Origin of the sequence: Streptomyces sp. NPDC026673, assembly GCF_040638135.1 — a bacterium.
Taxonomy (GTDB): Bacteria; Actinomycetota; Actinomycetes; order Streptomycetales; family Streptomycetaceae; genus Actinacidiphila.
In genome coordinates, this window is sequence record NZ_JBEZXR010000097.1 from 1 (window position 1) to 17,856 (window position 17,856).

Annotated in this window: 15 protein-coding genes and 1 pseudogene; 10 read left to right on the forward strand and 6 right to left on the reverse strand. The window is 70.4% G+C overall.

What is annotated here, in order from left to right:
• On the forward strand, positions 1-630 hold a 630-nt coding region (locus AB0F62_RS37955; protein ID WP_361810240.1), incomplete at its 5' end, for a L,D-transpeptidase family protein.
• A 565-nt stretch (positions 631-1,195) separates the two neighbouring features.
• Complete coding sequence (locus AB0F62_RS37960; RefSeq protein ID WP_361810241.1) at positions 1,196-2,221, forward strand: NlpC/P60 family protein; 1,026 nt, start codon at positions 1,196-1,198, stop codon at positions 2,219-2,221.
• A gap of 223 nt (positions 2,222-2,444) precedes the next feature.
• Here the strand turns inward: AB0F62_RS37960 and AB0F62_RS37965 are convergent, their stop codons facing one another.
• The gene (locus AB0F62_RS37965; RefSeq protein WP_361810243.1) at positions 2,445-3,029 is read right to left on the reverse strand and encodes a helix-turn-helix domain-containing protein; all 585 of its coding nucleotides are present in this window, start codon (positions 3,027-3,029) and stop codon (positions 2,445-2,447) included.
• Between the two features lie 170 nt (positions 3,030-3,199).
• On the opposite strand from AB0F62_RS37965, the gene AB0F62_RS37970 reads away from it, so the two are divergent.
• From AB0F62_RS37970 to AB0F62_RS37980, 3 genes are all read left to right on the forward strand, one after another.
• Positions 3,200-4,159, forward strand: coding sequence for an SDR family NAD(P)-dependent oxidoreductase (locus AB0F62_RS37970; RefSeq protein ID WP_361810246.1), 960 nt, complete (start codon positions 3,200-3,202; stop codon positions 4,157-4,159).
• Between the two features lie 86 nt (positions 4,160-4,245).
• Positions 4,246-5,007: an SDR family oxidoreductase gene (locus AB0F62_RS37975; protein ID WP_361810248.1), complete on the forward strand. Its 762-nt coding sequence runs from the start codon at positions 4,246-4,248 to the stop codon at positions 5,005-5,007.
• A gap of 22 nt (positions 5,008-5,029) precedes the next feature.
• Positions 5,030-5,449, forward strand: a complete 420-nt coding sequence (locus tag AB0F62_RS37980; protein WP_361810250.1) for a VOC family protein — start codon at positions 5,030-5,032, stop codon at positions 5,447-5,449.
• Between the two features lie 454 nt (positions 5,450-5,903).
• Here the strand turns inward: AB0F62_RS37980 and AB0F62_RS37985 are convergent, their stop codons facing one another.
• The 3 genes from AB0F62_RS37985 to AB0F62_RS37995 are packed head-to-tail and all read right to left on the reverse strand — an operon-like array spanning position 5,904 to position 9,837.
• On the reverse strand, positions 5,904-6,698 hold the full coding sequence (locus tag AB0F62_RS37985; protein ID WP_361810252.1) for a ferritin-like domain-containing protein: 795 nt from the start codon (positions 6,696-6,698) through the stop codon (positions 5,904-5,906).
• A complete protein-coding gene (locus AB0F62_RS37990; protein WP_361810286.1) occupies positions 6,698-9,010 on the reverse strand; it encodes an SDR family oxidoreductase in 2,313 nt (770 codons plus the stop codon). Before AB0F62_RS37990 ends, AB0F62_RS37985 begins: the two co-directional genes overlap by 1 nt.
• The gene (locus AB0F62_RS37995; protein ID WP_361810254.1) at positions 9,010-9,837 is read right to left on the reverse strand and encodes a hypothetical protein; all 828 of its coding nucleotides are present in this window, start codon (positions 9,835-9,837) and stop codon (positions 9,010-9,012) included. Before AB0F62_RS37995 ends, AB0F62_RS37990 begins: the two co-directional genes overlap by 1 nt.
• 409 nt (positions 9,838-10,246) lie before the next feature.
• On the opposite strand from AB0F62_RS37995, the gene AB0F62_RS38000 reads away from it, so the two are divergent.
• The 3 genes from AB0F62_RS38000 to AB0F62_RS38010 are packed head-to-tail and all read left to right on the forward strand — an operon-like array spanning position 10,247 to position 13,516.
• Positions 10,247-11,053, forward strand: a complete 807-nt coding sequence (locus tag AB0F62_RS38000) for an SDR family oxidoreductase (protein WP_361810256.1) — start codon at positions 10,247-10,249, stop codon at positions 11,051-11,053.
• 49 nt (positions 11,054-11,102) lie between these two features.
• A complete protein-coding gene (locus AB0F62_RS38005) occupies positions 11,103-11,819 on the forward strand; it encodes a lysophospholipid acyltransferase family protein (RefSeq protein WP_361810258.1) in 717 nt (238 codons plus the stop codon).
• Positions 11,816-13,516 carry an FAD-binding oxidoreductase gene (locus tag AB0F62_RS38010; RefSeq protein ID WP_361810260.1) on the forward strand — a complete coding sequence of 567 codons (1,701 nt, stop codon included), beginning with the start codon at positions 11,816-11,818 and terminating at the stop codon, positions 13,514-13,516. The genes AB0F62_RS38005 and AB0F62_RS38010 overlap by 4 nt, the downstream gene beginning before the upstream one ends.
• A 117-nt stretch (positions 13,517-13,633) precedes the next feature.
• Here AB0F62_RS38010 and AB0F62_RS38015 read toward each other — a convergent pair whose 3' ends face one another.
• Together AB0F62_RS38015 and AB0F62_RS38020 are read right to left on the reverse strand one after the other, a co-directional pair.
• Positions 13,634-14,389, reverse strand: a complete 756-nt coding sequence (locus AB0F62_RS38015; RefSeq protein ID WP_361810262.1) for an SDR family oxidoreductase — start codon at positions 14,387-14,389, stop codon at positions 13,634-13,636.
• A gap of 295 nt (positions 14,390-14,684) precedes the next feature.
• Complete coding sequence (locus tag AB0F62_RS38020; protein WP_361810264.1) at positions 14,685-15,182, reverse strand: hypothetical protein; 498 nt, start codon at positions 15,180-15,182, stop codon at positions 14,685-14,687.
• Positions 15,183-15,483: 301 nt separating this feature from the next.
• Between AB0F62_RS38020 and AB0F62_RS38025 the strand changes: the two genes are divergently transcribed.
• The gene (locus tag AB0F62_RS38025) at positions 15,484-15,687 is read left to right on the forward strand and encodes a cold shock domain-containing protein (RefSeq protein WP_361810266.1); all 204 of its coding nucleotides are present in this window, start codon (positions 15,484-15,486) and stop codon (positions 15,685-15,687) included.
• Between the two features lie 418 nt (positions 15,688-16,105).
• Positions 16,106-17,586, forward strand: a pseudogene (locus AB0F62_RS38030) (CoA-acylating methylmalonate-semialdehyde dehydrogenase).
• The last annotated feature ends 270 nt before the right edge of the window (positions 17,587-17,856 follow it).

A 17,856-nucleotide genomic window follows, 5' to 3' on the forward strand; every position in this document is an offset into this window, starting at 1 on the left:
CAGCGCCTGGACCTGCGCCCGCGGACGTACTGGAAGGCGCACGCCAAGGTCACCCTGAGCCTGCGCCTGGACGGGGTGAAGGGCGCCGCGGGCGCGTACGGGACCCAGGACAAGACCGTCCGCTTCACCGTCGGCCGCCGCCAGGTCTCCACCGTCGACGCCGCCGCGCACACCATGCGTGTCGTCCGTGACGGCGATGTCGTCCGCACGGTACGGATCACCTCCGGCGCGCCCGGGAGCACCACGTACAACGGGCAGATGGTGATCTCCCAGAAGTTCGTCTCGACCCGGATGGACGGCGCCACCGTGGGATACGCGGGGGAGTACGACATCCCCGACGTCCCGCACGCGATGCGGCTGTCGACCTCCGGGACGTTCATCCACGGCAACTACTGGGCGCCGGACTCCGTTTTCGGCAACTCCAACGTGAGCCACGGCTGCGTGGGGCTGAACGACGTTCGCGGCGGCGGAGATTCGGGGCAGGACGCGGCGTGGTTCTACAACCACTCCCTCATCGGCGACGTCGTCGTCGTCAAGAACTCCCACGACCGCACGATCGCCCCGGACAACGGACTCAACGGCTGGAACATGTCCTGGCAGGAATGGAAGAGCGGCTCGGCCCTCGTGTAGGGCATCCGCTGGAGATCGCACCGGCGACCCGCGACGTCACGGCTCATGGTGGGCGACCCGCCGTGGCCGCGGGCCGCCGGTGGCGCTTCCACCGGCTCGGCGGCCGGGTTGTTCGAGCGGGTCGTCCGCTGATCGGCCGCTCGCGGCTTTTCCCACGGGATTCCTCCGGAATCAATTGGCAGAGGGGCCGCGACGCTTCGACGAATTCCCGTCCGGGGTATTCCTTTCGTCCGGCACGGTCCAGCGCTGTTTCGGCCTGAATTCGTCCCTCATCGAGGCAACTTTTCCGGGTGTGACCTGTGCCACATCGTCAAAGTCCTGGATTTTGGCAAAGAAATGGCGGCTGGGCGTGCTTTTCTCTCCAGGGGTTTGATTTCGTCGCGAGTCGCTGTTTAGGGTCGGGGCTCGAACCTCTGCCCTGTCGATCATCCATTCGGGATGGCGGCGGAGGTCCCGCCGATCCGAAGCACCGTGCGTACGACGGGGGTTGCCGGTGCTCGGGGCCGGGGAACGCGGTTCCCGACGCATGCGGCAGGCGGCCGGAGGAAATAAGGAGTTCGCGCCCGTGGCGTCCCACCGTCGTGCCAAGCAGGCCAGTCGTACGCGTGTCACCGTGCTCACCGCCACCGCGGCGGCGGCCGTCGCGCTGTCCGCGCAGGCTTCGCAGGCCGCTCCGGCCAAGCCGTCCGTCAAGAGCGTCAAGGCCAAGGTCGACGCCCTCTACGAGCAGGCCGAGCAGGCGACCGAGAAGTTCAACGGCGCCAAGGAGAAGCAGGGCAAGCTGCAGAAGCAGGTCGAGAACCTGCAGGACGAGGTCGCCCGCGAGCAGGCGGAGCTGAACGACCTTCAGGACGAGCTCGGCACCCTGGCCAGTGCCCAGTACCGCAGCGGCGGCATCGACCCGTCGCTCCAGCTCTTCCTCTCCTCCGACCCGGACACCTACCTCGACAGGGCGTCCACCCTCGACCAGTTGAGCACCAGGCAGGCGGAGGGGCTCCAGCGGATCGCGGAGAAGAAGCGCGCCCTCAACCAGCAGAAGGCGGAGGCCGCGAGCAAGCTCGACGAGCTCGACGAGACCCGCACCGAGCTGGGCAGGAAGAAGAAGGAAGTCCAGGCCAAGCTCGGCGAGGCGCAGAAGCTGCTCAACTCGCTGACCGCTTCCCAGCGCGCGGCCCTGACCGAGGCGGACAACCGGGCGAACCGCTCCAACGAGCGCGTGGACCTGGGCAACGACACCCCGGCCTCCTCGCTCGCCGCCGCCGCGCTCGCGGCCGCCAAGACCAAGCGCGGCTTGCCGTATGTCTACGGCGCCTCCGGCCCGAGTGCCTTCGACTGCTCCGGCCTCACCTCCTGGGCCTACGCGCAGGCCGGTGCCCGCATACCGCGCACCTCCCAGTCCCAGGCCAACGCCGGCACGCGTCTGTCGATGGGCGAGTTGATGCCCGGCGACCTGGTCATCTTCTACGGCGACCTGCACCACGTCGGCCTGTACGCGGGCAACGGCCAGGTCCTGCACGCGCCGCGCACCGGCACGGTCGTGCGTTACGAGTCGATCAACAACATGCCGTTCCAGTTCGGTGTCCGCATCTGAGAGCCGGTGACGGAGCCGGTTTCACGCCATGTGAGGCACCGGCAGCCCGATACGCGGGGCCCCGGGGGAGTGGCATCCCCGGGGCCCCGCACCGTGTTTCTGCCGCTGTCCGCCGGACTCGACGACTCCCCGCGGGCGGAATCCTCTTCGTCCGCGGCCGGCCTGTTCGCCGCCCGTGGTCATGCAGCCGGCGACCGGCACGGCGGCCGGCGGCGTGGTGGCGTCAGTCGCGGAGGACGCCGTGCAGGAGCAGGTCGATGAGCCGGGTGGCCAGGTCGCGGTGGGCCTCGCTGGAGGCCATGAGGCTGATCCCGCCGAGGGCCATGAGGACGTCGTGGGGGTCGACGTCCGGTCGGGCCGTCGGCCGGCCGTCCCTGGGGGCGATCAGGTGGGTGATGGCCTCGGCGAGCAGGGACCGGGTGTGCAGCTTCTCGCTGTCGTCGGTCAGCACCACGCGCAGCGCGTCGGCCATGCCCTTCTTGGCGGCCATGAAGTCGATGAAGGACTCCATCCAGGTGCGCAGGGCCTCCTCCGGCGGATGCGCGGCCGCCAGGTCCGGCGCCGCCTCGCACAGGCGCTGCACTTCGTGCCGGTAACTCGCCTCGATCAGCAGTTCCTTGGAGGGGAAGCGGCGGTAGAGCGTCCCGACGCCGACGCCGGCCTCGCGCGCGATGTCCTTGACCGAGGCGCCGATGCCGTCGCGGGCGAACGCGGCGGCCGCCGCTTCCAGCACCCGGTCCTCATTGCGCCGCGCGTCGGCGCGCAGGGCTCTGCCGCGCCGTGCGGGGGCCCCGTCGTTGCCGGTCAATCCCGTCTCCCTTCCTGCCGTCACTTGCAACCGGAACCGGTTCCGCTTACTGTCGAAGCGAACCGGAACCAGTTCCGGATACGAGAGTACGGCGGCACCCTGCCCGCGCGCCACCTGCCGCGCGCACGCCGTCTCGGCATTCCCGCATTCCCGCATTCTTGGAGAGCGCCATGACCGACAACCTGATCACGACCCCCTTCGGGGCGCAGACGACCGCCGCGGAGGTGGTGGCCGGCATCGACCTCGGAGGCCGGCGCGCCGTCGTCACCGGGGCTGCCTCCGGCATCGGCCGCGAGACCGCACGCGTCCTCGCCGCTGCCGGCGCCGAGGTCACCATCGGCGTCCGCGACCTGGTGGCGGGGGCGCGAGTCGCACAGGAGATCGCGCCGGCGAGCGGTCCGGGAAGTGTGCGAGCGGCGCTGCTCGACCTCACCGACCAGGTCTCGGTGCGTGCCTTCGCGCAGGCATGGCGGGGGCCGCTGCACATGCTCGTCCTCAACGCCGGCGTGATGGCCTCACCGCCGGAGCGGACGAAGGAGGGGTGGGAGTTGCAGTTCGCCACCAACCACCTCGGGCACTTCGCCCTGGCCACCGGCCTGCACGACGCCCTTGCCGCGGCGCGCGGGGCGCGCGTGGTGACCGTCAGTTCGGTGGGTCACGTCAACGGCGACGTGCTCTTCGACGACATCAACTTCGAGCACCACCCCTACGACCCCTGGGCGGCCTACAGCCAGTCCAAGACCGCCAACGTCCTGTTCACGGTCGAGGCGGCCCGCCGCTGGGCGCCGGACCAGATCGCCGTCAACGCCCTCAACCCCGGCCGCATCACCACCACCCGCCTCGGCCGCCACATCGGTGACATCTCCAACAGCCCCACCACATTCGACGCCACCAGCACCGATGTGTCCTGGAAGGACATCGAACAGGGCGCCGCCACCTCGGTGCTGCTCGCCGCCTCCCCGCTGGTCGAAGGGGTTTCCGGCCGCTACTTCGAGGACTGCAACGAGGCCGCCCCGCACCGGCCCGGAGTCCGCCGCGGCGTCGCCGCCCACGCCGTGGATCCCGAGCGGGCCGCCCTCCTGTGGCAGGTCAGCCTCGACATGCTCACCGCCGCGGCGACGGCCGCCTGAACCTCGCCGCACCACCACTGACCACCCCACCACGAAGGCGGGCCGCTCCCGATGGGGGCGGCCCGCCGCGAAGGGCCCGCACCACCATGTACGAGGAATTCAAGGGGACCACCGCACTGATCACCGGCGGGGGCACCGGCATCGGCCGGGCCAGCGCACTGGCCCTGGCCGCGGCCGGCTGCACCGTCACCGTCGCCGGACGCACGGTGGCCACCCTGGAGGAGACCGTGCGCCTGATCGACGAGGCAGGCGGCATCGCACGCCATGTGCGATGCGACGTCAGCGACGAGGAATCGGTCGCGCACGCCGTCCGGGCAGCCGTCGGCGACTCCGGGCGCCTGGACTTCGGCGTCAACAGCGCCGGTATCAGCGGCGGCGACGATCTGCGTGCCACCGGCGACTACCCCACCGAGGCCTTCGATCGCCTGATCGCAACCGACCTGCGGGGAACCTTCCTGTCGATGAAGTACCAGCTGCGCCGGATGAGGGCGCAGGGATTCGGCTCGATCGTCAACATCGGCTCCGGGGCGAGCGTCGTCGGCGTCGCGGGCTTCGCCGGGTACACCGCGGCCAAGCACGGCGTGATCGGTCTCACCCGCACCGCCGCACTCGACTACGGGCCCGACGGCATCCGCGTCAACGCGATCGTCGCCGGGCTGGTCGACACGCCTCTGATCGCCCAGGGCCGCTCGCCCGAGATCATGGCGGCCCGGGTGGCGGCCCACCCCATCGGCAGGATCGCGGAACCCGAGGAGATGGCCGACGCCGTGATGTGGCTCTGCTCATCGCGATCCAGCTTCGTCACCGGCACCGCCCTTCCCGTCGACGGCGGATACACCGCCCGCTGAGCAGTACGGAGGACATTCGAGCATGATCGTCCGATCGCTCGTCCACCACATCGGGCTCTCCGTCGCGGATCTCGAACCGCAGTGCCGCTTCTACGCCGAGGTGTTCGGCTTCCGGGAGGACCACCGCACCGTGATCCCCGAAGCCGGCATCCGGATCGCCTTCCTCACCGGCCCGGGCGGCGCGGCCCTCGAACTCACCGAACGCGCCGGCTCCACGCCCCAGCGGTTCACCGACCCCCTCGACGGCGCGGACACCCAGGGCTACTTCCACTGGGCACTCACCGTCGACGACCTGGACGCCGTACTCGCCGTCGCGGCCACCCACGGCGGACGCACCGTCACCCCACCGACCCCGGCACGCCGGCCCGGAACCCGCTTCGCCTACCTGGCCGATCCCGAGGACAACCTCATCGAACTGCGGCAGCCCGAACCAGCGCCGTGAACAGCACGGGGTAACGACGCCGCGGTGGGCCGTGGCGAGCGGCCTCCCGGCGGGCACCTTGCCGCCGCGATGAGCACGGGCGCGGTGAACGACCGGCGGCCCCGCTCCGGAGCGGGTGGGGCCGCCGTCGGTCTCACATGCCGGTTGTCGTCGTGTGCGCGTCCGCCGGCGACGCCTGCGCGATCCGGGTCATGGCGCGACGCTGCCGTGCGGGGATCGCGCGCCTGCCGGGCGTGAGCGCGCGAGCGGTGCACGTCGGGCAGCACGCCGAGAACGAGGGCGGCTCGGACATCCCGCTCGGGCACGGGACCGCCGTCGCGCGGTGGGCCCTCGACGAGGCCCGGCGCCGGGACCCGCGGGAACCGCTGCGGGCCGGCGCCACGGAGGATGGACTCGCCGCCGGATCCGCCCATGCGTGCGGAGGGGCGGGGACGACCGGGTGCGCGCGAGGGACTCAGGCGGCGATGCCGCGCTTGTCCATGGAGTCCTCGACGATACGCAACCCGTCCATGCCCGGAAGCTTCGCGATGTGCGAGTCGATGTCGCGGATGAGCTTCCTGCCCTCGGAGCCCGCGAACAGGTGGGTCATGACGTGCGTGACCTCGCTCTCGGACATGACGCCCGAACCGACCGGGCCCCAGGCCTTCTCGAGCGCGAACCGGGCCACCACACGGGCCTTCTTGCTCGCCGCGAGCCGTTCACGCGCCTGCGACGCGTAGAACGCGACGTGCTTCGTCTCCTGCTGCGCGATCCGCTGCAGCAGCGGCACCAGCACCGGGTGGCTCTCCAGCGCGGCGAGCCGGTGGTACGCCGCGGTGGCCGACCACTCGTTCGCCGCACCCCAGGCCATGTGCACGGCGACGAAGTCATGTCCGATGAGGCGGCTCATCGTCGTCTGCTTCACCGTCCCCAAGCGGTCCTTCCAGCCGAGCTTCAGGCGGGTCGCCTTGAGCGCGTCGAAGTCGACCCGGATGCCGTGGCGCTCGAGCACGGCCGCGAGCGCCTCGCCGTGCCAGAACTCCTCGCGGTTCCACATCGTCATGAAAGTGCCCACCGCGGGCTCGTTGTGGGACGGCGTCGTCAGCAGATCGCGCATGTAGCAGACCGTGTGGTACTCGATGTCGCACATGTAGCGCAGGGTGCGCAGCGTCCCCTCGGGCAGCGGGTTGCGCTCGAACTCGTCGAAGTCGAGGTCGGCCCACTGCACCCCGGTGGAGTTCTTCGCGTACTTGTCTATGTCGAAAGCCATCAGTCACTCATCTCGTCGGTGCGCGGCGGCGTCGTCACCCGTGCAGCGATGACCTCGCTGCGTACCCCCGATCCGCCGCTCTTCCAGCGGTGGATGTCCCAGTTCCTCTTGTGCGACTCGCGCGCCAGCTCGGCGTCGGGGTTGATCGCCGAGGGCTTGCCCAGCAGGGACAGCCACGCCAGGTCGCAGTGGCTGTCGCCGTAGCCGTAGGAGGCCGCGAGGTCGTAACCGCCCTCCTCGGCGTACCGCCGCAGCCACGCGGCCCTCGCCTCGTCGACGAGCGGCGGCTTGTCGAGGTAGCCGGTGAGCACACCGTCCTTCGCGTGCATGGAGCTCCCGACGACCTCGTCGAACAGGCCCGCGAGCGGAGTGGCGAGCAGGCCGATGGAGCCGGTGACCAGGACGGTGCGGTGACCCGCCGCACGGTGCTCGCGGATGCGCGCCAGGGCGTCCGCGCTGGTGTGCCGCAGCATCGTGTCGGCGTAGCCGCGCCGCACGACCTCCTCGAGACGGGCGACGGGCATGCCGCGGTAGCGACGCAGGAACGCACGGATGAACTCGCCGCGGTCGCGCCTCTCGGCGCGGAGGTAACCGGGCAGCGAGCCGAGCAGGTCCGCGACCTCCTTCGGCCAGGCCGCCTTGCGGAAGCCCGAGGTACGCACCCAGAGGTACTGCTCGACGATGTTGGAGTCGACGACGGTCCGTTCGAGGTCGAAGACGGCGAGCACGTCGCTGCGCTCCGGCAGTGCGGGTTTCGGGCGGCCGTTCGCCGGCCGGGCGGCCGCGGCCTTGCGGCGGCGGTGAGCCGCCGTCAGCTCGCTCAGGGAGGGGAGGTGCACCTTCTGCAGGTACTCCTCCCAGTCGATCCGCTCCACATCGAAGCCGCGGTCCTCGCGCACCTCGGCCGGAAGGGCGTCGTTCAGCGCGCGGGCGTTGCGGTCGTCGAAGATGATCTCGGTCCGCACATAGGCGCGGTAGAGGTCGGTGAAGTTGCTCAGGGTGGCGATGCCGGCGCGCAGCCTGGCGTTCTCGGCCGCCAGAGCGCGCTTGCGCTCGTCGTTGGGCATCAGCCGCAGACCCGCGTCCCACAGGTCGGCCTTCTTCTTCGCCAGCAGCAGACGCCGGTTGAACTTGCGCTCGCCCGCGAACTTCCAGGTCGGCACCTTGACGAAACCGTCGTCCGTGGGCAGCGGGTGCTGCTGGTAGTAGTCGCGCACGTTCTCGTACATGCGGTGGAACGGCAGCGGATTCGACGCGCCCGAGGCGATGTGGAAGTACCTCGGCTCGTCGACAGGGGTCGGGTTGGCCGCCGCGACGAGGATGGCGTTGACGACGAAGTCGACGGGGATGACATCGAGGATCGAGTCCGGCAATCCGGGGAAGTCCGGCAACTGGCCGCGGCCGTAGGCGAAGATCAGCGGATCGGCGACCTTGAAGCCGTCGATCCAGCCGGGGAACGGATGCCGGAGGGCGCTCTCGATGATCGCGGGCCGGACGACCGAGAGCCGGTGCCCGGCCTCGCCCCAGAGGTCCTCCGCGGCGCGTTCCGCGAGTGCCTTCGTCAGGGTGTAGACGTCGGTCCACCCCAGGCTCTGGGCGCGCCGCCGGCCCGCGTCGACCAGGCGGGAGCGTACCCAGTCGTGCCGTGCGCTCTCGCTCGCGCGGGCCGCCGCGATCGGACCCTCCTTGCCGTGGTCGCCGCGGGCGCGGGACATGAACCGCTCGAGCTGCGCCGGCTCCCGCGAGGCGAGCTCGGTGCGCTCGTGGGCCTGTGTCGCGGAGGCCCACTCGGCACGCCAGTCGACGTCGTGCTCGAGCTTGGCCTCGGGCACCACACCGCGGCGGAGCCCCCCGACGTAGCAGGTCGAGACGTGGACCACGTGCGGGTCCGAACCGGAGGCGAGCAGGGCCTGGTAGAGGCTTACGGCACCGTTGACGTTCGTGTCGAACGCCTCGTGGATGGGCGGGTCGAACGAGACGGTCGACGCCGAGTGGATGACGACGTCAAGGTGCGGGGGCAGCTCGGGAATACCGGTCATGCTGCCGTCGAGCACGGTGATCCGCTCACGGACGACGCGCTCGGCCTCCTCGGTTCCCACGGCATCACGCCAGCGCTGGAACACGGGCTTGCGCAGAAGCCGCCGGAGCCGGTCCTGCCCGGTCTGTCTGCCCTTCCCGCGCACGAGGAGCCAGATGTGGGTGGCGGGGTGATCGGTGAGCAGCCGCTCGAGGACGGCCTGCCCCACGAAGCCTGTCGCGCCGGTGAGCAGTACGTGCGCGGTGCCGAGATCGGTCTTCGCGCTGTGCGGCATCACGGAAGGAGCCTCGATTCCACGGAGGATGCGACACCGGGACCGATGCCGGGGAGCGCGGCGACCATCGCGCGGATACGGCCCGCCTCGGCCCTTCCGCTCTGGTCGCCGAAGACTTGACGTTCGAAGAAGGTGCGCTCGTGCCGGGAGCGGTGGACCGAGCCGAGCGGCCAGGCGGAGTGCCGCAGGGCGCTGCGGGTGATGCGCTGGGCGCGGGCCGAGCGCCCGAGCCGCCACTCCGCCTCCTCGGCGAGGAAGCGGATGTGACGCTGTTTGATCTCCACCACGGGGTCGATGATCGACGCCATGGCCGGGGACACCGCGGCCAGCCGCCGGTAGGCCGCCTGGGTGATCCACTCGTCCACGAGGCTCGTCGTCACGTGTTCGGCGACGATCTGCGTACCGGTGATGTTGGCGATGAGGGAGCGACGGATCGGGCCGCGGCGCTCGCGGCGCTCCGCCAGTACCCACCGGGCCGGGCCGGCGCTCGAAGGCAGGTCCCCGGCGGCGGGAGAGACCTCCAGGACGGCGTCGAGGGCGTCGGCGATCCAGAATCGCTCGAACATCCAGGTGGTGAGGAAGGCGGTGACCCGGGCGTCCCTGTGTGTCGCCGTCACAAGGAGGTCGCGCACGCGGTGCAGCGTCGTACGTTCCATGTCGCGCAGCGCGCGGACCAGCCGGGCGGAGTCGGCGCCGAGCGGCTCGTCGGCCAGCGACGCGAGGTCGAGCGTGCCGCGGTGGCTGCCGTGTGCCGTACGGGCGAACTCGCGCACGTCGAAGCCCGCTGTCTGGGGCGGCGCGATCGTCGCCTCGTCGTTTGAGTTCATACGCGGGCTTTCTGGGACCGGGGTGGGGGCAACTCTGCAGAGGTTGGAGGCCCCGGAACGCGCGGAAGGAGGTCGGGGCCCTTACCTGTGACCAGGCAACCGGCACATGTGTGACACGTGACCCGGTTGTGCAGGGAGGTGGGTGGTGTGACCGGCGGGAGAATTCGGGGCAAAGCTTCGCATGCTGCCCCGCCGGCCCCCGCCGGCCCCCGCCGGCCCCGCCGGCACAGCGCGGGGCCCGGCGACACAGGGCGATTCCCGAGTCCGCCGGGGCATGTACGGACGCTCGTGTCACAGGATCGACGCATGCCTGGTCGTAAAGAACGAGCCGGGAAAGGAAGGGTGCTTGGTGTGGTCCCGCTCGCAACCGATGTAACAGCCACGAGTGGGGAGTTCGTATGCCGAGCAGATGCCGTGTCACACCATGCTGAGCCGCGGGGGAGTCGCACTGGTCACCGGTGCGACGTCGGGGATCGGGGCGGCGTTCGCACGTGCTCTGGCCGACCGTGGATGGGATCTCGTCCTGGTGGCGCGTGACAGGGAGCGGCTCGGCAGGATGGCGGTGGAGCTCGAATCCCGTGGCCGTGCCGTGGAGTTGCTGCCCGCAGACCTGTCCGATCGCGCCGACGTCGAGCGCGTCGCCGCGCGCCTGCGGGACCCCGCCCGTCCGGTGGAGATGCTGGTGAACAACGCCGGATTCGGTGTGCACGTAGCGATGACCTCCGCCGACACCGCTCCGCACGACCGGGCGATCGAGGTGATGGGGCGCACCGTCCTGGTGCTGGCCGGCACCGCCGGCCGGGCCATGCGGGAACGCGGGCACGGTGCGATCGTCAATGTGTCGAGTACGGCCGGCTTCGTCACGATGGGGAGCTATTCGGCGGTCAAGGCCTTCGTGACCTCGCTCACAGAGGGACTGGCGAACGAGCTGCACGGAACGGGCGTCACCGTGACGGCTCTTTGCCCGGGATGGGTCCGCACGGAATTCCACACCCGGGCCGGAATCCGGTCGTCGAGCGTTCCGGACTTCCTCTGGCTCGACGCCGATCGACTCGTGGAGACGAGTCTGCGCGATGTGCGGCGCGGACGGGTGATCTCCATGCCGAGCCTTCGGTACCGGCTGCTCATCTGGTTCACGCGCCATCTTCCGCGCCGCACGGTGCGGTGGATCTCGCGACGGATCTCGTCCAGCCGCAACGACGGCCTCACTCACTGAAAGAAGCGTGCGGGCGGGCCCGCACCGGAAGAAAGCGGATGCCGCGACGATGCGCGACCGTTTCACCTCACGCTGTCATGCTGCGGCGCGTTTCGTCGCGCAACGGGGACTGCTGAAGTCCGTCGTCTGGAGCGCGACCAGCGTCACGGTGGTCGGGCGCGAGCGCTTGGAGAACGTCGAGGACACGTATGTCGTCGTCGCCAATCACACCTCGCACCTCGACACGCCACTCATCATGTGCTCGCTGCCCCGCCGATTGGCGCGCTACCTCGCGGTGGGGGCCGCGGCCGACTACTTCTTCGATGTGTGGCGGCGGCGCGGCCTCACGGCTCTCTTCTTCAACGCCTTCCCGGTCGACCGCACCGGAAGGAACCCGCGCAGAGTGAGCGCCAAGTCCCTGCTGAACCGCGGAGTCCCGCTCCTGATCTTTCCCGAGGGCACCCGCTCCCGCGACGGATCGCTCGGGGCGTTCAAGCCCGGGGCGGCGGCGCTCGCCTCGTCGGCCCGGTTGCCGGTGCTGCCCGTCGCGGTCATCGGCGCGCATGCGGCGCATCCCCACGGATCGAAGTGGCCCAAACCGGGCCGTCTGCCCGTCGGCGTCGTCTTCGGTGAACCGCTGACCGCCCTCCCCGGAGAGTCCGTGAGCGAGTTCACCGAACGCATCCGTTCGGCGATCGTCGGCCTGTCGGAGGAGCACTCCGATCGCATCCTCGGCGCGAATACCGCCTCACTCGACGTTGTCATACCCGAAGGAGACCGTCCGTGACCGAACCCGCCAACCGCACCGGCGCCCTGCGCGCGAGCGATGTGCGACACATGAAGTGGTGGGGCTGGGGCGTGGAAGGCGTCGGCTTCCATCATGAGGACAAGCCGGGTTTCGCGCCGTTCGTACAGAAGGCCGTCGGTCTCGAGCTCCGGGCGAGCGAGCGCACCGAACGGCCCGACTTCTCCGAGTTGAAGGTGCCGGCCTCAGGGGCGTCAGAGGAGTTCGTCACCCTCCTGGGCGGCATCGTCGGAGCGGAGAACGTCGTCGTCGACGACATGTCGCGGGTCGTCCACACCTACGGCAAGAGCCTGCGCGACCTGGTCCGCATCCGCGCCGGCCGGCTTCCGCGCACTCCCGATGTGATCGTCTACCCGGCCGACGAGGCGGAGGTGCAGAGGGTCGTCGTCGCGGCCGTCGAGGCCGATGCCGTGATCATCCCCTTCGGGGGCGGCAGCAACATCGCGGGCAGCCTGGAGCCGCACACGTACGAGTCGCGTACGGTCGTCTCGCTCGACCTCGGCCGCCTCAACAGGGTGCTGGAGATCGACGCCGACTCCGGACTCGCGCGTATCCAGGCCGGAGCGCAGGGCCCCGATCTGGAGGCTCAGCTCAACCGGGACGGCTGGACGATGGGGCACTTCCCCGACTCGTTCACGCATTCGACGCTCGGCGGGTGGGTCGCGACGCGCTCGTCCGGCATGCAGTCGGACAAGTACGGCGACATCGCGGACATCGTCAAGGGCCTGCGCGTGGTGCGGACCGGCGGGGTTCTGGTGATCCGGGCCGTTCCGAGCGCGTCGACCGGGCCGAGCGTGCGGGAGATGGTGGTGGGCTCGGAGGGGCGCCTCGGCGTCATCACCGAGGTCACCGCGCAGGTGCACCGGCTCCCCGAGGAGCGTGGCATCTACGCCTACTTCTTCAAGAACCTCGACCACGGCCTCGCCGCGATGCAGGAGATCGCCGAGAGCGACGTCTCGCCCTCGGTCACCCGGATCTCGGACGCGCACGAGACGGGCTTCTCCCTGGCGACGAGCAAGGAAGCGAAGGGCATCAAGAAGACGGCACAGGCCGGCCTCATGGCGTACTTGAGGAAGCGCGGCTGGAACCTCGACGACATCTGCCTCTCGTTCATCGGCTTCGAAGGGGGCAAGGCGCACGCGAAGCGGCAGAAGTCGATCGTCGACCGGATCGTGCGCAAGCACCACGGCATCGGTGTCGGCAAGGGGCCCGGCGCGCTCTACGACCAGAAGAAGTTCGACACGCCGTACATCCGCGACTTCCTGCTCGACCACGGTGCCGCCGGCGATGTGAGCGAGACCGCCGGACCGTGGTCGAAGCTCCGTGGCATCCATGCGGCGGTCTACACCGCGGCCGACCGTGCCTATGAGGAGATCGGCCGCAAGGGCTGGACGATGTCGCATATGTCGCACTCATACCATTCCGGTGCCTGTCTCTACTTCACCTTCGCCTTCGTGTTCGGTGACGACCCGCTCGGCGAGTACGACACGGTCAAGCGGGCGATCCAGCAGGCGTTCGTCGACGCCGGCGGGACGATCTCGCACCACCACGGGGTGGGCCTGGAGCACGCGCCATGGCTGGAGGAGGACATCTCGACGCAGGGCGTCGAGGTCATGTCGGGCCTCTTCGACGTCGTGGACCCCGGCGGCAACTTCAACCCGCGCAAGATCGTGGTCTGAGCCCGCCGGTCCACGTCATGAGGTGGGGCGACAACGGAGAGCGGGGCTCCGGTGCCGTGGGCCGTCGCCCTGGCACCGGAGCCCCGGGCGCTCCGGTACTCCGAGTCTGTTCCGCCGTCAGATGCTGAAGCCGCCGTCGACGGTCAACCGTGCGCCTGTGATGTACGCGGCGTTCTCACCGGCGAGGAAGGCGACCGCCTTGGCGATGTCGTCGGGGGTGCCGAACCGCCCGAGGGGCGTCATGGCCACCTGGGCGGCCGCGTTCGGCCCGTCCGCGGGGTTCATGTCCGTGTCGGTCGCGCCGGGCTGTACGACGTTGACCGTGATGCCGCGCGGGCCGAAGTCGCGCGCCCACCCGCGACCGAGCTGGTCGATCGCCGCCTTGCTGGCCGCGTATTCGGCGACGCCGGGGCTGGGAACACGGTGGGCGACGATGCTTCCGACCAGGATGACGCGTCCGCCGTCGGGCAGATAGCGTGCCGCGGAACGCGTTGTGGCGACGGTTCCCATGACATTCGTGGCCATCATCTGCTCGATCCCTTCGAGGAGGTCCGGGTCCGCCTGGTCGACCGTGCCCATGACGGCGACTCCGGCGGAGTTCACCAGCACGTCGATCCGGCCGCCCAGGAGTTCGGCGGCCTGCTCGACGGCGGTGGCCGCCTCGTGGGGGACGGACTGGTCCGCCTGGACGGCGAACGCCTTCGCCCCGAGAGCGGCCAGTTCGGCGACAACGTCCTCCGCCTGCTCCCGCGACTTTCGATAGGTGATGACGACACTCGCACCCTCGCGCGCAAGTTCCCGGGCGATCCCGGCACCGATGCCTCGCGATCCTCCGGTCACGAGTGCAGTCCGTCCTGTCAGGGTGTGGGGCATGGCGATCTCCTTGCGCTGTTCAGGGGGCTCCCGCTTACTCACCCGACGCTAAAGATTGACACTAATGTGAAGGTCAAGCGCGGCCACCGTGACCGTCGCCACGACGCGGCTCCGCCGCCGTCCGTTCGGACGCGTACGACCTCCGGACCGGCGCGAGCCCGAGCCCGATGCCGTGGGTGCCGCGAATGGAGCGGAAGGGGCGGGGGAGGCGGGAGAGGCAGAAGGAGCGGGAGGAGCGGGAGGAGCGGGAGGAATCGACACGCCCGGTCGTGCCGCGGGCTTCCCCGTCCGCCGGTCAGAGCTGGGCGCTGATCCGTCGGGAAAGTCCTTCGAGGAACTCTTGGAGGCTCGCGGCGGCAAGTTCGAACTGGTCGTGCCACGAGGCGGTGGTGGACCTCCACACGCGCCCGGAGCCCGCCAGCGCGAACAGATGGCCGCCGCCGTCACCGGCGAACACCAGGGCAGGCTCCTCTCCGATGATCCGGATGGGCCCGTATGCGCGGAAGTGGCTTGCGACCAGCGAAGCCGGATGAACGAAGTAGGCGCTGTCCACGTCGGGCAGGGAGACCTCGCCAACGACCCAGTACATGGTCGTCAGATCCGAGGGGATCGGCGTGAGTTCCACGAGCTCGTCGGTCGCCTGGTGACTCTCGTCCGTCGCCCGCACGATGACGTTCTCGCCCGGCGGGAAGCCGTGCCGGGCCTCGAACGACCGCATCAGTTCCGCGAGTGCCGGGTCCGCCCGATCGCACCAGTCACGGACCCATCCGACGTCGAGCCGTTCACCCGTCATGATCGACCCCTTCAGCCCTCCCCGGAGGAACTCGCGGTCCGCGAGCCCGGACGACCCTACAAGAGCGGTCACGCGTCGCGGATGGAGCCGGAGCCGGAGCCGGAGCCGGGGCCGGAGCCGGATGCGCCGAGGCGCCGACCTGCTCGCCCCGGCGACAGACCACCCGGACGAGTCGCCTGCCACACGCGTAAGGGGTGGCGCGAGCAGTGGATCATCGGGTATGCAAGGCCCGGGCCCAAACAACGGGCCCGCCGGCGCACCGCGGGTGCGTCGCGGAAGCGGCATGCGAAGGACGAACACAGTGGCATCTGGCGTCGTGAAGTGGTTCAACTCCGAGAAGGGCTTCGGCTTCATTGAGCAGGACGGGGGCGGGCCGGACGTGTTCGCCCACTACTCCAACATCGCCGGCAACGGCTACCGCGAGCTCCAGGAAGGCGAGCACGTCACCTTCGACGTGACGCAGGGGCAGAAGGGTCCGCAGGCGGAGAACATCGTCCGCGGCTGACGCCGTGCGGAAGGCGCGGCCCCCCGTCGTCGCAAGACGACGGGGGGCTTCTTGTCGTGCGGTGGCGTCGCCCACCGGGCGGGACCGTGATCAAGGGCACCCCGGCGGTCGGGCGCTGCGGGCGCCACAGCGGCCGCCGACGACTCCCGCACCGCGGAGGCGGGCGCTGCGCGGGATGTGAGTGATCCACTCCACGACAGTTCGGGACACGGGAGAGGCACTTCGGGCCGCGAGGCTCCGAAGCGCCGGGACGCGCGGATCGGAGACGTAACTTCGATGTCAGCAGTCCCGTTCTCCCGGGCGGTGGGGGGCGTTTCCGCGGCCGTGACCGCGGATCGTCCGGCTGAGGTCAAGGCTCCTGTGCCGAGCCGCATCGACCGCACCGCCCGACGCCGTCATCCTCGAAGGAGTTCCGCCGATGAAGACCGTCACCCACTGGATCGGTGGCAAGCCTTTCGGAGACGCCCCAAGCGTCTCCGGGACCTGGGGCCCCGTGACCGACCCCGCGACCGGAGAGGTCACCACACGGGTCGCCCTGGCCGGTGCCGACGAGGTCGACGCCGCGGTCGCCGCGGCGAAGGAGGCGTACGCCACCTGGCGCACCACCACGCTCACGCAGCGTATCGCCATCCTCTTCCGCTACCGCCAGCTGCTGGACGCGCGCCGCGACGACCTCGCCGCCCTGATCACCGCCGAGCAGGGCAAGGTCCACGCGGACGCGCTGGGTGAGGTGGCCCGTGGCCTGGAGGTCGTGGAACTGGCCTGCGGGCTCGGCATGGCGCTCAAGGGCGACACGTCCACGGAGGTGTCGAGCGACGTCGACGTGGCGTCGGTCCGCCAGCCTCTCGGTGTCGTCGTCGGCATCTCACCGTTCAACTTCCCGGCGATGATAGGGATGTGGATGTTCCCCATGGCGATCGCCTGCGGGAACACCTTCGTCCACAAGCCCAGCAGCAAGGCCCCGTCCGCCTCCATGCTCCTCGCGGAGCTCGCGGCCGAGGCCGGTGTGCCCGACGGGGTGCTCAACATCGTGCACGGCAACAAGTCGCGGTGAACGCGCTGCTCGACCACCCGGACGTGGCGGCCGTGTCCTTCGTGGGCTCCACGCCGGTCGCCCGCCACGTCTACCGCCGGGCGTCCGCGAACGGCAAGCGCGTCCAGGCCCTGGGTGGCGCGAAGAACCACATGCTGGTGCTGCCCGACGCGGACCTCGACGCGGCAGCCGACGCCGCCGTGACCGCCGCCTACGGTTCCGCCGGCCAGCGCTGCATGGCGGTCTCCGTGGTGGTCGCGGTCGGCGCGGCGGGCGACGCGCTGGTGCCCCGGATCGCCGAGCGGGCCGCGAAGGTCAGGATCGGCCCGGGCGACGACCCGGCGTCCGAGATGGGCCCGCTCGTCACCAGGGCACACCGCGACGAGGTCGCGGACTACGTCGCCGGCGCGGCCGCCCAGGGGGCCGATGTGGTGCTCGACGGCCGGGACTTCACCGTCGAGGGCCTGGCGAACGGGCACTGGATGGGCATCTCGCTCCTCGACAGGGTCAGCACCGAATCGGACGCCTACCGGAACGAGATCTTCGGCCCCGTTCTGTGCGTGCTCCGCGCGGAGACCTACGAGGAGGCCATGGGCATCATCAACGGTTCCCCGTTCGGCAACGCCGCCTCGATCTTCACGCGCGACGGCGGCGCGGCCCGCCGGTTCCAGCTGGAGGTCGAGGCCGGCATGGTCGGCGTGAACGTGCCGATGCCGGTGCCGGTGGGCTACCACTCCTTCGGCGGCTGGAAGGACTCCGCCTTCGGCGACCACCGCATGTACGGCAGCGAAGCCGTGCACTTCTACACGCGCGGCAAGGTCATCACGAGCCGCTGGCCTGACCCGGTCGAGACGGCGGCCCGCTGAGCCCCGGCCTTCGCCGGGTCCGCCGACCGCCCCCGGCGCGCACGCGCGGTTCGTCGCGTGCGGTCGGGGGCCCTCAGCGTCACGGAGTCCCCGCTCCGCACCGACAGCGAGGTGGGCGACGGCACACGCCTGGCCTCGACACGTCGGCCGGTCGCTCGACACCGCGCAGAGAGACACTGTTGTGCCACTGTTTGCATCTTCTCGTCGGGTGTGCCGAGGAAGGCGAGCGGATCGTCTCCGTGGCCGACCGGCGTGCGGGGCTGGGGACGT